Below are 15,374 nucleotides of genomic sequence, written 5' to 3'. Positions count from 1 at the left end.
ATCTTTTAATCATATCCGTTCTATCTCCTCTAACGATAAGCCCGTCACTTGCCGAATCACCTCCGGGGATAAGCCTAGGGCTTTCATAGAGCGCGCATTCTCTTTATTTTGTTCGATACGGCCTTCCTCACGACCTTCCTCACGACCTTCCAATCTTGCCGTACCTAAAACATCGTTCTGTATCATGATCGCATTTAGGTGCTCATCATAAGCATGACGTTCCTCGGGAGACATTGAGTAATAGCGCAATTTCTCTCGTGCCTCTTCCAAACCGGGTGCTGTCGTTCCGGATGTTATGATCCCGTCTTTCAAGTATCGGACCCATTCTTCCAAGGGGGTTACGGCCACCTTATCAAACTCATTCACCCGGACTAGTATATACTCAGGAAAGATCTCCGAGGGAAGACGCTTCACAATCGTACCCCTCTCCTTGGTATTTACCTGTAAATGATCATGGGTATGCACACCGACAAATTGGTTCTGCCCGTGATACAAATAATCGGTTCCCACGCCTATATCAAAATAAAGGATACTGATAGAATAGACCTTTTTCACCCCGGAATAGTCCTGTCCCAAATGAAGATGCTCGGTGATGGCTTTCGCCACGCCATAGAGCACACGTTCCAAATAATAAAGCTCGCGGGTATTCTGTATCTCGATAAGGATGATATCTCCCTTGGTATTCTTAGCCTTGATATCCACCCGATTGAATTTATCATCGGGCATTTGCTGGTTTCCCTCACTCTCCAATATCTCCTCAATCATGATCTTCTCACCAAGAAACACGGTAAGGAAGCCTTCCAACACCCCAAAATTCGCTTTCTGGCGAAGCAGACGTTTGATGGCCCAGTCAAAACGGATATATCGATCTTGCAATTCCTTCATATACATCTCTTCTTTTTCTGTTTTCTTTTTCATAGTTACAATGTTTTAGTCATCCCAATAGCGGGTAAGGCTTCAAATGTACAAAAAAGATCCGGAATCCAAGCTAAGAACCCTATATATCGCACTCTACGAAAAGTTTTAGAATCTCCAATTTATTACTACCTTTGTAACGGAAATCAAATCTTGATACAAATAAGATGAACAAGAAGCTTCTGAACAACTCAAAAAGATGGTATACCCGGGCTTTCTCGGGCAATACGATCGTGCATGTTCATTGGTTCAGCGGTTTTGTTTAAATCCACATTCTCTTCTTACACATACATTTAGGTCTTAGTTACACTCAAGTTTAACTTCTACGGAAAAAGAAGGAGTATTCGTATGCTTCGTTTCCGGGGGAAAGAATGTTTTGCGCATCTCTAAATACAATATGCTTATGTTTATCATTCTAGGTCTATTAGGTCTGGGGACAAGCGTCGGTTATCTATTCCGGCATTTCCCCGCTTTCAAGGGATTGGAGCATTCCATCTCTTATACGATTTTCGCAATGTTGTTCATATTCGGTATTACCATAGGAGCCAACCAATCTTTGCTGAATAATATTGGTGAGTTTGGAATACAAGCGGCCATATTAGCTATCTGCGGAGTATTGGGAAGTCTGGTAGCATCTTTTATCGCTTATAAATTATTTATCAAGAAAGGAGGTCTCAATGAAAAATAACCTAATCGTTATCTTATGTTTCACAGCGGGAATCTTTTGCGGAACCTTCGCCAACACGACCATCTCCACATATTGCGAAAAACTACCGCAGTTTTTGCTATACGCCCTCGTTATCCAAGTAGGATTGAACCTGGGAGCAAACTCCGAATTAGGAAAGATGGTAAAGGATATCCGGTTTTCCAGTTTGTTACTGCCGTTCTTTACGATCATCGGTACGTTATTATTCTCTGCGGCGGCGAGTTTGCTATTGACCTCGTGGAACATATATGATTGCATGGCTGTAGGAAGCGGATTCGCTTATTATTCCCTATCCTCCTTGCTTATCGTACAACTGAAAGAGGCATCGGCAGGGATAGAGATCGCTTCGCAACTTGGGGCTATCGCGTTATTGGCTAATATCATCCGGGAAATGTTGGCTTTGTTCGGGGCACCGCTGTATGCCTCTTTCTTTGGTAAATTCGCTCCGGTATCCGTGGCGGGAATCAATTCCATGGATGTCTGCCTTCCGGCTATCAGCCGGTATTCCGGAAAGAATATCGTACCTATGGCTATTATTCACGGGATTATCCTTGAGATCAGCGTACCGTTGCTTATCTCGTTCTTTTGCAAGTAGAAGCAGGATTTATCCTCAACACCCGCTATAAGCACAAAAGAGGATGCGTACATTATATCGACGCATCCTCTTGTTCCTTTATCCGTACTTCCTCCTCACGGAGGTACTTACAGACCTCTTAATTTATTACTTTAGTATTAATATTAATCCAACTCCCGCCTGTTCATCCGTCACGGATTACTTGGATCGATGCCCGCACGGGAATTGTATGATTATCTTATTTTGTTAAATTCTTATTTTACGATAGCCTTAACAGCTTCCTCACCGTCTACGGCCACGGCTACGATACCGGCAGGTACAGCGATTGTAGCGTTATCGGAAGTAAGAACAGTCTCAGCGACAACCTTACCTAAGATATTCGTGATAACTACAGACTTACCAGCGGCACCCTGAACGGTTACAGTACCGTTGCCAGCTACCACGGATACGCCTTCTACAGCCTCGATTGTCTCGTTGTCCGTAGCGATGTCATCACCCTGCTCTACGTTGAAGATCAAAGCGTCATCACCACCTGTAACGGTTTCATCAAAGCTTGAGCTAGTAGCGTCAGACAATACCAAGCAACCATTCTGCATCTTCAACCAAGCCGCTTTTTTAGGAGCGATCGCACTTTCCCTATTTGCAGCCATAGACTCAAACAAGAACGCTCTATCCTCCTCAACCTCGTTAGCGGCGATTTCCTTGTTAACGAAACGCATTGACCAAGTTACATACTTGTGGTTGTCACCAGACAAGATGTATTTGTAAGATACAAAGTTTTCCTTGCTTACACCAGCTTTCTTAGCGGCAGCCCAAGCTGCTTCCTCAGCCTTGTTCAAGTCAGCGAAATTGATCTTCTCATTAGGTAAGTTCTTGAACTCATCTCTCAAGATATACAGAGTATCAGCTACACGGATAGCTTCAACGAAACCTGCACGATCATATTTCTTCCACATATAAGCGGCGTCTTTCTTCGCTTCAGCAATACCCTCATTATGTTTCACTGCGAAATCATGGAAGTTAATCAAATACTTACCTCTTTCAAAGCCCGGAACAGCCGGTTTCGCATGAACACAATGCCATTTATCAGTCGGTTCACCTTCCGCTGTAAAGTGATGATCATCCTCCGTACAAGCGACACCTTCAACACCTTCGAAATCGTTACGCTCGATAGAGATCAAATACTGAGGTTTAATGTTGCCGGCACCACGTTTTACCCAAGCCGTATCAACGATGAATGACAAGCCATCCTCTGTCTTCTCCGGAGTATAGATACCCAAGAAGTCGATACCTTCCTTCATGAAGTTAGGATTGTTCTCAACCTGCAAGTACTCTTTACGATATTTCTCGATGAAACGCAAAGTATCAGCCTTGTCGCCTTCGTTACCCTCAAGCTCGAGAGAGTTGAAACGACGGTAAAGCGGAGTGTTGTCCGGTTCGATAGCGAAAGCGGAAGTACGAGTCTCGCTCAATACTTGATCCTTCAAAGTAGCGGCACCGTCATAATCGGATACGCCAGCTTTCTTATAGCCTAATACATATTTTGTATTATTAGATACAACATTTACGATCGCATAATAATGCTTTCCACCGATATGATTGTTTTCCTTGAAGAACGCATAATAAGTCGTAGCATCTTGCTGATGACCGTTAGCTGAAGAACCTACGTTGAACTTATCCTCCTTATTCACTTTCCATTGGCTAAGATCACCCTTGTTATCCTTATAAGAAACCTTATAAGCCGTTCTCACAAGAGTCTTCAAGCCCTTAATACGATTCTTAGCCACGTCCTCGCTAACCTTATAACCATAAGGGATATCTATTGTCGCAAAGGTCTTCTCCGACTTATCCGCATTCCATGTCTCAGGCAATGTCTCAATTACGAAACCATCTTTACCGACCAGCACGGTCAATGTAGAGTCTGATGATTTAGCGATGTATTTATCCGTAGCATATGGGTGCCAGTAGTTAAACGTATATTTGTTAACCAACAAAGAATCCTCCTCTAACTTTCTGTAACCTAAATATGGATCAGAAATAGAAGCTGCCGGAACTTTCTCGAAGAACAAAGAGTCTACACCAACAGAGCCCCACTCCGCTTGAAGCTCATTTCCATATACAAACATATAAGAACCACCCTCTGCTTTTCTTAATTGGACAGTAGAATAAACAGCTGTCTTATATTGCTCCAATTGACCATCACCATCAAGATCACTTAGAATAACATTATCCGCATATTCACGGTTAGAGATAGTAACCGGAGACACAGCCTTCACTTTATCATTGCTTGTATTTTTCTTCAATACAACCCATTGGTAAGCCGGCATATGAGCGACACTCTGCTCATCCCCATTCACCGTTGTCCAACGGATATTTCCATCTGCGTAGATCGGAGAAGCTAAATACTGTCCTTTCTTGTTCTTGATGAAATAAACGCCATCATCAACAGAAGTCTTGAATGAACCCTTTTCCTCGCATCCGCTAAGACCTAAAGAAATATGAGTATTCTGATTCTCAGGATCGACTGTCAAGATACAAGTTTCATCTTTAATCAAGTCTTGCAAAGAAACACGCCAGTATTCATACTCATTAACCGCAATTTCCGAAAGATGGGTATTCCAATACTTGCCATCATTATTCCAAGTAACTTTTTTCACATAGATGTACAAGCTATCACCACTCGGAGAATAGATAAACTTAAACTTGTGTTGATCACGTATTGCACTGTCAATAGAGCTGTAAGCATTAGCTTTACCTTCTAATTTCTCTGTCCAACCGTAAGCCAAGAACTTAGCGCCTGTCTTATTCGTATAACCCGTATCAACTTTCAAATAAGCGTCTTTGTCCTTTTGCTTGATGAAAAGCCATTTGTCGTTATCCTTATCCTCTGCGACAAACTTTTGCTCATTGAACGGATTCTTCAAGCTAGTACCTTTCACATCCGGATTGAAAGTCAATTGCACACCCGCCTTTTTATCTTGAAGAAGACCTAACTTCGTATTTACTTGATCAGCACTCAATGCGATTTGGCCAGCACCTACCAAAGTAAAATTAGACATGTCGGCTGTACCGCCTACTTGATTAGCACCCCATTTAGCTACCTGAACTTTACCATCAGCATATGCTTTCAAACCAACAATTGAGTCTGTTGAGAAATAAGAATACAAAGGTCTTTCCACTTCCAATTTCTTGTATGAACGAGAGAATGCCCAACCTGCGATCTCACCCCCTAAAACAGGATTCCAAGCACCCTTCAGACCGGCCTCAGTTTTTTCATGACCGGCCATTGTTATATCCAACATGGTTCCAGACAACTTATTCTGGAAGTCATAGATAGGAGCCTGGCCTTGGTTATAACTAGAAACAGAAACACACCATAGGGTAGCTTCCAAATTAGCCTTAGCTTCTGCCGCATTGTAAGTACGTAGTTTATAATCTCCCGTTTGGCGATCCAATACCATCGCAAGATAAACATCAGTAGCAGTACCATTCTCTTCAATTGTAGCCTTCAATTGATAAAGGCCGGCATTAGCCCCTTCCTTCAAACCACCTAGGTTCCATTCCTTACCCAAGGCATTTTCCGGATCTACACGCTGAGAAACTGTAGCATCTTGCGCATTAACAGACATAACACCACCCAGCAGTGCCATACCTGTCAAAAGTGTAGAAAACTTCTTGTTCATAAATCAAAAATTTAATATTAATAATAGTGTTAATTAAAGTCCACCCTGTCGTTTAGCACCCACGTTTTACACGAAAACGACTAGTCTAAACGATCGTTTAGATCTTGCGTTTTTAAGATGTGAAACGGGAGGGTTCGTAAGAGGAAACAAGCCTTTCGTTAGCGTTAGGCTATCCTGTTGATAAGAAAGCGAATAAGGGGCAAAAAAAATACCAAAGAAGGGTTGCAGGTATCAAAGAAACGCGTACCTTTGCAAATGACGAATTATAACGATCGTTTTAACTAGCCGTTTATACTTATTATATATAATGTACGAACGTACATTATTAAAATAGCATCCATCCATAACCGCATAATACAATATACATTTATCTACACATAATTTATTTATCGCACGTTTCATGTCGACCAACCAGCTTTATGTCAGCGATATGCCGTAAGGATTGTGAAAGGAAGTGCGGAGACACTTACGAGGATCTGTTACGGGCGAGCCTTTCTATTAGATAAAAGTAGTATCGGCAGTAGCTTATCCATCTACATGTAAAGATCGTTTCACGTCTGTGATACAATCTTTTCACATACATGAAACGATTGTATCACCTGGGTGAAAAGATCTCTTCACGGGTGTGAAAAGATCAGAACATGTGAAGCTTGACTATACTATATAATACTAATCGTATTTTCTATGTATAGTAAAACGACTACATTACTTTCATATATCCACGAGTCTGATTACATTTGTAAATCTAAAATTAGAGTACACATGAAAAACTTGATGATTCCTGCGCTGGCGTTATTTTTATCGGCGGCGGCGCAAGCAGACGACAGTCCGTTATGGATGCGTTACTGCGCGATCTCCCCGGATGGGCAGACGATCGCATTTTCTTACCAAGGGGATATCTACACGGTTCCTTCTTCCGGAGGGAAAGCCCGGCAGTTGACAACACATCCGGCGCATGACACCCGTCCGGTCTGGTCGCCCGACGGACAGAAAATAGCCTTTGCCTCCAACCGTAACGGTAACTTCGATGTATTCCTCATGAATAAGGAGGGAGGGGAACCCAGGCGGCTCACCACCCACTCCACGAACGAATATCCCACGACCTTTAAAGATAACGGACACATCTTGTATCTGGCCAACATACTGCAAGACGCTAAGGATATCCAATTCCCCGGCACCCGCTTTATGCAAGTCTATGAGATAAGCACGGATGGAGGAAGGCCGGATTTGTATTCTTCGTTATACATGGAGAATATAGCCCTCAGCAAGGATGGCAGTAAGTTATTATACAATGACTATAAAGGTTACGAGGACCCTTGGCGCAAGCATCATCAGTCTTCTATCACCCGTGATATATGGTTATGTACGCTTGGCAAAGACCGCTCTTTCCGGAAAGTAACCACTTTTGGCGGTGAGGATCGCAATCCTGTATGGGCCGCGGACGGAACGTCCTTCTATTACCTCAGCGAGGAGAAAGGAAGCTTTAACATCTTCAAGAAGGATTTGGCAGGTAACAGCGAGAAACAAATCACGACGCATACCACCCACCCCGTGCGTTTCCTTACCTCCGATAATTCCGGGACTCTATGCTATAGCTACGACGGCGAGATCTATACCGTTAAGGAGGGACAGAAACCTGCCAAGGTGAATATCCAGATCGTCGCCGATAAGATCGAAAACGACGTGATCCAGCGTCTCTTGACCGCTGGAGCTACGGATATCGCCGTTTCCCCGAATGGGAAAGAGGTAGCGTTTATTACTCGTGGCGATGTCTACGTAACTTCTATTGAATACGAGACGACCCGTCAAATCACGAACACGCCGCAACAAGAGCGCAATATAGATTTCAGCCCCGACGGACGTTCATTGGTATATTCCGCCGAACGGGAAGGAACATGGGGAATCTACGAAAGTAAACTTACACGTGACGAAGATAAGCAATTCACGTACGCCCCGGAATTGAAAGAGGAGCCTCTTGTCGTATCCGGACAAACCTCGTTCCAACCCTTATACTCTCCGGATGGTAACGAGGTGGCTTTCCTTGAGAACCGCACCACCTTACGTGTTATCAACCGAAAGACCAAGCAGGTCCGTACTGTATTAGACGGGAAATATCTCTACTCGTATAGCGATGGAGACCAGCATTTCCAATGGTCGCCAGACAGCAAATGGTTCTTGGTAGATTACATCTCCGTCGGAGGATGGAACAATACGGATATCGCCCTCGTGAAAGCGGACGGTAGCGGCGAGGTAACGAACCTGACGGAAAGCGGTTATTCGGATGGCGACGCAAAATGGGTATTAGACGGCAAGGCCATGATCTGGTCTTCCGACCGTGCCGGTTTCCGCAGCCACGGTAGCTGGGGAGCCGAACGGGACGTGTACATCATGTTCTTCGACGGTGAGGCTTACGATAAATTCCGCCTCAGTAAAGAAGAACTGGCCTTGGTAGAAACGGATGAGAACAAAGATAAGGACGAGGATAAGGATAAGCCTGTAGCCCCCTTGAAGTTTGATTTGGAGAACCGCAAGGACCGGATTATTCGCCTGACCGCTCATTCATCCTCGTTGGGAGACGCCGTACTCGCCCCGAAAGGAGATAAACTATATTATTGCGCCGCTTTCGAGAAAGGCTTTGATTTATGGGAACACGACTTGAAGGAAAAGTCCACTAAATTACTGCTCAAGAATGTCGGTCGAGGCACTTTATTCGCCGATAAGAAAGTAGAGAACCTCTATCTTACCGCCGGCGGTAAACTGAAAAAGATAGAGTTGAAGGATAGCAAGGAAAAGCCGATCGCTTTCAAGGCCGAGTTCGCTTATCGCCCAGCAGAGGAGCGTGCTTATATCTTCCATCACGCTTGGCGTCAAGTCTTGGATAAGTTCTATGATCCGACACTCCGAAGCATGGATTGGAAAGGGTATGAGACCGCTTACGCCCGTTTCCTTCCGCATATCAACAATAATTTTGACTTCCAAGAGATGCTTTCCGAGCTATTGGGCGAGTTGAACGGCTCCCATACGGGCGCTCGCTATAATCCGGGACTAACCGGGCCGGAAACCGCCAGCCTAGGTGCTTTCTTCGATAACGCATACACGGGAGACGGATTGAAGATCGAGGAAATCATAGCCAAGGGCCCGCTGACATTGGCCGACAGCCAGATAAAGAAAGGCTGTATCATCGAGAAAATAGACGGAACACCGATAAAGAAAGACGCCGATTATTATCCGCTGCTAAGCGGTAAAGTCGGTAAGAAAGTAATGCTTTCTGTCTATGATCCTATCAGCAAACAACGTTTCGAGGAACAGGTAAAAGCGATCAGTAACGGGGAGCAATCAAACCTTCTCTACAAAAGATGGATCGAGAATTGCCAAGAAACCGTCGATAAATTATCGAACGGGCAAATCGGGTACGTACATGTGAGAGGTATGAATAGCGAAAGTTTCCGTGAGGTTTATTCCGCCTTATTAGGCCGTTGCCGGAATAAGAAAGCCGTGATCGTGGATACCCGCCATAACGGAGGTGGCTGGTTGCATGATGATCTGGCAACCTTATTAAGCGGCAAGGAGTATCAGCGCTTCGAGCCTCGCGGGCAATACATCGGTAGCGATCCTTACAATAAGTGGACCAAACCGTCCTGTGTCTTGATGTGCGAGGATAATTACTCGAACGCTCATGGCTTCCCTTGGGTTTACAAGACCTTAGGTATCGGCAAGCTGATCGGTGCCCCGGTTCCGGGAACCATGACAGCCGTATGGTGGGAAACACAAATCGATCCGACCTTGGTATTCGGTATCCCGCAAGTAGGCGTGAAAGATATGCAAGGCAATTATCTGGAAAACCAACAACTGCAACCGGATGTCGAGGTGTACAATACACCCGAGGCGCAGTTAAGCGGTGAGGACGCGCAATTAAGAAAAGCGGTAGAAGTGATGCTGCAAAGCATACGATAGCCTATAAATCTTCGCAAACGGCCTCGTACCCTTGAAAACAGCCTTGCAAACCCTCGCAAGGCTGTTTTTTACATCGAACAGAAGAAAGATACGAAAAACGGAACCGTGAAGTCAACCAAGATCCCATGAAAAATGGAGACAAAGACCAAATCCTTTCCGCAATAACGAGTGATGATCGGTAATGTCGTATCCATCGTAGTGGCTCCTCCCGCACAGATCGGAGATAGCCTTCCGAAATATCTAACGAACAACGGAGCGCCCAGCAAAGTGAATATCTCACGGATAATATTAGCGATCAAGGCGATCGTTCCTAACTCCGCCGCCAATTGCGCCCCCAACGTAGGTTCTTTTAGCTCTGTTATCAAGATGGATGATAATGAATAATAAGCGAAACCGCTTCCGACCGCCAAACAATCGAATACGCTCCATTTCGTAAGCGCAAGGCTAATCAAAGCGGAGAATGTCAACGTCCCGACAATCGTAGCCAACGGCACCAGCAGCAATTTAGGCCGTATACTCGACAAAATCTCTTTCAGTTTCTTATCACTTCCAATGCTAATCCCTACTTGAAACATCAAGAGGTAAAGTACATAAACCGTTATATCATTCTCAATAATAATCCCGGGCAGATAGCCGCTCCATCCCAACAAGCATCCCAAGGCAAAGAAGCCCACGACGATCAAACTCCCTTTCATCCCCGGCTCCTTTCCTTAAAAAAGAAATGATAAACTCCCCACGCCGCCAAGACACTTCCCAACGTACCGGCCGAGGCGATCAACAAGGCTTGCCCGCCCAACGTCGTAAGATTATTCACGATAGACTCATTGGCCCCTACCGAAATTCCCAGCAGGAACAGAAGAAGCAGAATCGTATAAGAAATAGGCTTACCGATCTTTTGCAGCCATTCTACTTTACGAAAGAGATATCCGAGGGCAATGCCGCAGAACATGATTCCGATTACTGTAAACATCCTTTTGTAGTTTTTGCCGCAAAGTTAACAGAAACTCAGAGCACCACAAAGCGGCTACTTCTTCGTTTTCTTGAATTTCACGGGAATCCGCATACCTCCGGCGTCGGCCATTCCCTCTAACTTATTCCCTCTCTGGGTCATAGTTAAGTCTACAGGCGTTCCATCCACATAAAAAGAACTGGTATAGGTATCTCCTTTCGCCTTGACATCATTTATCTCCAATGTATTACCTTGTATATTCACTTTAGCGGTCAACTTACCGTTCTCTTGCTTTATCTGAAAACTGCCATCTTGATATCCATACGGAGCGTCGGGGGCAGAGAAGGACCAATCGCCTACGAGCTTACTGAGATCTGCGGCTTTATCCTGTGCCGAGATCGTGATACAAAACAAAAGGCATAAAAGGGTGGTAAAGGCTTTCTTCATGTTCGTTCCCATAGTCTTATGTATTAAATGAGTAATAGATTTAAATAACGTTCCAAATGTAGTGATTAATTTTCGATCTTCCGAGATATGTTCTAATATACGAGCATCAAATTCTTTCCCCAAAGGGGGTAATGCCTCGGCCTCATGAGATACGAACCAAGCCTTATAAGGTAATAAGTCGGGAGGTACCACCGCTGAGGAGAAAAACTGGCGTAATTCCCGCTCTTCCTCCACGGATGTGGCACATTCCCAATATTTATCCAGCAACTTATTTATTCGTTGATAGTCCATACACGCTCCATAAACAGATTACCTTACCGCATACCGCTCCATCCTTTCCTTATCTCCGGAATACGTTTCCCTCAATGCCAGATTACGTGCTACCATCATGCAATAGGAAGGTAAGCTCTCAATGACAATCCAGCTATCCCGGTCTTCCCAAACCTTAAGCAGGGCTTCCTGAACGATCTGCTCAGACTGCTCCACGTCTCCGGTAATCCGGAAAACAACCCGGAAAAGGTTATTCTTCAGCGGCAATATCTTTGTTGTAAATTCGTTTGTTCCCATACTTTTTTATCTATAAGACGAGCCAACCCCGAAAAAGGTTGCAGATTTTAAAAGGAAATTTCCAATATTCCCCCAAAGCCATTATCTTTGTGACAGATGATTGATAATTCGCTTATTACAAACTAAATCAATAATAACAGTGAAAAGAACGATCTTATTTTTTCAGGCCGCTCTTGCCTGCCTGCTGGTAGGATGCAAGCAAGCGCCGGAGTCGCCGCAACTACAAGACGAGGTGAGGTATGTAGACCCATTCATCGGAACCGGATTCCATGGACACACATTCCCCGGAGCTACCCGTCCGTACGCGATGATACAACTAAGCCCGGATACCCATATCTTGGGATGGGACGCGAGCAGCGGCTACCATTATGACGACGACCATATCTATGGATTCAGCCACACGCATCTTTCCGGTACGGGTATCGGCGATCTGGGTGACGTAGCTTTATTGCCTTTCTCTGGTGGAGATTCCATCAAACCGGTAGCTACCTTCAAGAAAGAGACCGAGAAAGCGACACCGGGGTATTATGCCGTACGCTTAGATAACTTTGGTATCAACGTGGAATTGACTTCTACGGATCGTGTAGGTTTCCATAAATATACATACGACAATCCCAAAGAACGTCGTGTCCTGCTTGACTTAGGGCATATCCTTCAACCGAACTGGGGACATAAGTTGGTCGGTAACCAATATTTACTCGTAAATGACTCCACCGTGGAAGGAACCGTGAAGACACAAGGTTGGGCACATTTCCATTCCATGTCATATCGGATTACTTTCTCGGAACCGATCGAGACCGTATACCAATACATGGACGGGAAATTACGTAAAGACTCCTTGTTCTTGCGCTTGAATACGGCAGAAGATTTGAAGTTCCATTACAAATTTGCGGAAAAGGCACAACCGCTTTACGTAAAAGTAGCCTTGTCCGTAATCGATCCGGAAGGTGCCGAGAAGAATCTCGAGGCAGAATTGCCCGGATGGGATTTCGATAAGACCCGTGAGGAATCAACGCATATTTGGAACGAGGCGTTAAACTTGATCCAGATCGAGGCGGATCCGAAAGTCATGGTCAATTTCTATACGGCACTCTACCATACCATGATCGCCCCCTTCGCTTATCAAGACGTGGACGGACGTTATCTGGGCATGGACAAGAAAGTACATACCGCCGAACCGGGTTACGTAAATTATTCCGTATTCTCCTTATGGGATACGTTCCGTGCGCTTCATCCGTTAATGACGATCATTAATCCGGACTTAGCGACAGATTGGGGCAAGGTACTCGTGCAAGGTTATAAAGAAGGTGGAATATTACCCAAATGGCCTTTAGCCTCTAGTTATACAGGTTGTATGGTAGGATACCCGGCCGTCTCGGTCCTCGCCGACCTTGTAGCGAAAGATTTAGCGGAAGGTGATATGAGCACGTGGGCGGAAGCCGGCGCACGTTCTTCCGTTTACCGTGAGGATCTTGCCGAGAAGTTCAAAGGAACCCGTGAGCTGGATCTAATCACGATGCACCCTTACTATAAGGAGAAATATGGTTTCGTCCCCGCCGACTCTGTTCCCGAATCCGTATCGTGGGGATTGGAGATGGCATACGAGGATTGGTGTATCTCCCAAATCGCCAAGAAGGCAGGCAACATGGAATTGGCGAATGAGTATGCCAAGAAAGCTGAATACTACAAACGCTATTTAGATCCCGAGACGAAGATGATGCGTCCGGTAATGGGCGACGGTTCTTTCCGCATCCCATTCAATCCCCGCTATTCTTCACATATGAAGAGCGACTATACCGAAGGAAATGCCTTCCAATGGAGTTTCTTCGCACCACATGATATGGATAACTTCATCACTGCTATCGGTGGCAAGAAAGAGCTGGAAACACGTTTGGACACCCTATTCACCACCTCTTCGCAGATTGACGGAGCGGAAGCCTCCGGAGATATTACCGGATTGATCGGCCAATACGCTCATGGAAACGAGCCGAGCCACCATATGGCCTATCTTTATAACTGGACAGATTCTCCATGGAAAGGCCAAGGGTATTTAGATTATATCATGCAGAATTTCTACACGAATGAACCGGATGGTATCATCGGTAATGAGGATTGCGGACAGATGTCTGCCTGGTATGTCATGAGCGCCCTAGGTTTCTATCAGGTAAGTCCGGGTATTCCGGTTTACACATTGGGCCGTCCGATGGTAAATAAGGCTTCTATGTATGTAAAAGGCGGTATTTTCGAGATCGTGGCGACCAACAATAGTCCCGCTAATAAATACGTTAAAGAAGTCAAGCTAAACGGTAAAGTCCTAGAAACTCCTTTCATCAGCCACTCCGATATCATAAATGGAGGTAAGCTTGAGTTTATCATGACCGATCAACCGGTAAAATAAATTCATATAAAGAAACATAAAAACAAAGGGCGAATCAGTACACTGGTTCGCCCTTTATCTTATATTTGCCCTCAAACGATTAAATTGAAAAGCTATGTTACTCACAACAACTAACACGATCGAAGGAAAAGAAATTACCCAGTACTTCGGAATCGTATCCGGTGAAACGATCATCGGAGCGAATGTATTCAAAGATTTCTTCGCAGGCATACGGGATATTGTCGGAGGACGTGCAGGTTCTTACGAGAGCGTCTTACGCGAAGCGAAAGAAACGGCCTTGAAAGAAATGAGCGATCATGCGGCACGAATGGGCGCAAATGCAGTAATCGCCGTGGATCTGGACTACGAGACCGTAGGAGGAAGTGGAAGCATGCTGATGGTTACCGCCGCCGGGACAGCCGTACGCTACCAATAATCTCCAATATGAAATACTTTGGAGCCGGATTAAGCGAATCACATAAAGAATTAAACCGCATTATCCGTAAACCGGAATTAATAGAGCATACCAAGGAGCTCTTTCTTGAGATTCATGGGAAATTACACCTCTCTGTGGTGTCCGGTAATGAGAGAAACGAGGTCGATGAGCTTGTCGGAGATTTAAGGAAGATGAATATGCCATTATACCTACAGCGAAAGATGAAACCATCGCTTGGGTATTATGGCATATCAGCAGAATTGAGGATCTGACCATGAATATATTAGTTAACGGGGAAAAGCAGATCTTCAATGAAGACTGGCAAACCCGAATGAATTCCCCTATCAGAGACACAGGAAATGCCTTATCTGATAACCAGATTATTCAGCTAAGCAAAAGTCTACGTATTCAAGAACTCTTAGAATACAGGAATAAAGTAGGACGAAAAAGCAGAGAAATCATCCGAACCTTATCTCCCGATGACATACGCCGCAAAATCCCAGCTCAAAGAATAAGCCGGATATTAGAAGAAGGTGGAACCACAAATCATGAAGATTCGATTTGGTTGCTTGATTTCTGGGCTAAAAAAGATATAGCCGGTATTTTATTAATGCCTCCTACCAGACATGTCATGTTACATCTAAATGGCTGTTGTAAATGGAAGCTAGCTATAAGAGGCAGACATCATTGAAGATTAAACGGCCGGTGTATATAACAAAAAAAGGAGCCACTCTTTCGACTGGCTCCTTCACCTAAGACGGCGGCT

Annotated in this window: 13 protein-coding genes; 7 read left to right on the top strand and 6 right to left on the bottom strand. The window is 44.8% G+C overall.

What is annotated here, in order from left to right; all coding sequences use genetic code 11:
* Positions 1-9: 9 nt before the first annotated feature.
* Positions 10-918, bottom strand: a complete 909-nt coding sequence (locus tag E5342_RS09855; protein WP_135959308.1) for an Rpn family recombination-promoting nuclease/putative transposase — start codon at positions 916-918, stop codon at positions 10-12.
* A 400-nt stretch (positions 919-1,318) separates the two neighbouring features.
* Between E5342_RS09855 and E5342_RS09850 the strand changes: the two genes are divergently transcribed.
* Both E5342_RS09850 and E5342_RS09845 read left to right on the top strand, forming a co-directional pair.
* Positions 1,319-1,603: a LysO family transporter gene (locus E5342_RS09850; RefSeq protein WP_135959307.1), complete on the top strand. Its 285-nt coding sequence runs from the start codon at positions 1,319-1,321 to the stop codon at positions 1,601-1,603.
* Positions 1,593-2,216: a lysine exporter LysO family protein gene (locus E5342_RS09845; RefSeq protein ID WP_121735488.1), complete on the top strand. Its 624-nt coding sequence runs from the start codon at positions 1,593-1,595 to the stop codon at positions 2,214-2,216. The genes E5342_RS09850 and E5342_RS09845 overlap by 11 nt, the downstream gene beginning before the upstream one ends.
* Positions 2,217-2,449: 233 nt before the next feature.
* Here E5342_RS09845 and E5342_RS09840 read toward each other — a convergent pair whose 3' ends face one another.
* On the bottom strand, positions 2,450-5,878 hold the full coding sequence (locus E5342_RS09840; RefSeq protein ID WP_135959306.1) for a DUF6383 domain-containing protein: 3,429 nt from the start codon (positions 5,876-5,878) through the stop codon (positions 2,450-2,452).
* A 762-nt stretch (positions 5,879-6,640) separates the two neighbouring features.
* Here E5342_RS09840 and E5342_RS09835 point away from each other — a divergent pair.
* Positions 6,641-9,832, top strand: a complete 3,192-nt coding sequence (locus tag E5342_RS09835; protein ID WP_121735490.1) for a S41 family peptidase — start codon at positions 6,641-6,643, stop codon at positions 9,830-9,832.
* Positions 9,833-9,900: 68 nt separating this feature from the next.
* Here E5342_RS09835 and E5342_RS09830 read toward each other — a convergent pair whose 3' ends face one another.
* From E5342_RS09830 to E5342_RS09815, 4 genes are read right to left on the bottom strand one after another with little or no spacing between them, the layout of a single operon-like run.
* Entirely contained in the window at positions 9,901-10,527 is a 627-nt protein-coding gene (locus E5342_RS09830; RefSeq protein WP_121735491.1) for a lysine exporter LysO family protein, read from the bottom strand.
* Positions 10,524-10,802 carry a LysO family transporter gene (locus tag E5342_RS09825; protein ID WP_121735492.1) on the bottom strand — a complete coding sequence of 93 codons (279 nt, stop codon included), beginning with the start codon at positions 10,800-10,802 and terminating at the stop codon, positions 10,524-10,526. Before E5342_RS09825 ends, E5342_RS09830 begins: the two co-directional genes overlap by 4 nt.
* A gap of 54 nt (positions 10,803-10,856) precedes the next feature.
* Positions 10,857-11,519 carry a hypothetical protein gene (locus E5342_RS09820; RefSeq protein ID WP_121735493.1) on the bottom strand — a complete coding sequence of 221 codons (663 nt, stop codon included), beginning with the start codon at positions 11,517-11,519 and terminating at the stop codon, positions 10,857-10,859.
* Positions 11,520-11,537: 18 nt separating this feature from the next.
* The gene (locus tag E5342_RS09815; RefSeq protein WP_121735494.1) at positions 11,538-11,795 is read right to left on the bottom strand and encodes an RNA polymerase sigma factor; all 258 of its coding nucleotides are present in this window, start codon (positions 11,793-11,795) and stop codon (positions 11,538-11,540) included.
* 139 nt (positions 11,796-11,934) lie between these two features.
* On the opposite strand from E5342_RS09815, the gene E5342_RS09810 reads away from it, so the two are divergent.
* From E5342_RS09810 to E5342_RS09800, 4 genes are all read left to right on the top strand, one after another.
* Positions 11,935-14,193, top strand: a complete 2,259-nt coding sequence (locus tag E5342_RS09810) for a GH92 family glycosyl hydrolase (protein WP_121735495.1) — start codon at positions 11,935-11,937, stop codon at positions 14,191-14,193.
* 94 nt (positions 14,194-14,287) lie between these two features.
* Positions 14,288-14,608 carry a YbjQ family protein gene (locus E5342_RS09805; RefSeq protein ID WP_005860908.1) on the top strand — a complete coding sequence of 107 codons (321 nt, stop codon included), beginning with the start codon at positions 14,288-14,290 and terminating at the stop codon, positions 14,606-14,608.
* Between the two features lie 8 nt (positions 14,609-14,616).
* Positions 14,617-14,880, top strand: coding sequence for a hypothetical protein (locus tag E5342_RS19690; protein WP_246867087.1), 264 nt, complete (start codon positions 14,617-14,619; stop codon positions 14,878-14,880).
* The gene (locus E5342_RS09800) at positions 14,811-15,299 is read left to right on the top strand and encodes a DinB family protein (RefSeq protein WP_349237389.1); all 489 of its coding nucleotides are present in this window, start codon (positions 14,811-14,813) and stop codon (positions 15,297-15,299) included. The genes E5342_RS19690 and E5342_RS09800 overlap by 70 nt, the downstream gene beginning before the upstream one ends.
* The last annotated feature ends 75 nt before the right edge of the window (positions 15,300-15,374 follow it).

This window comes from Parabacteroides distasonis, from assembly GCF_004793765.1.
Lineage (GTDB): Bacteria > Bacteroidota > Bacteroidia > Bacteroidales > Tannerellaceae > Parabacteroides > Parabacteroides distasonis_A.
The sequence above is the reverse complement of the archived record's forward strand: the minus strand, read 5'-3'. Positions and strand labels throughout refer to the sequence as shown.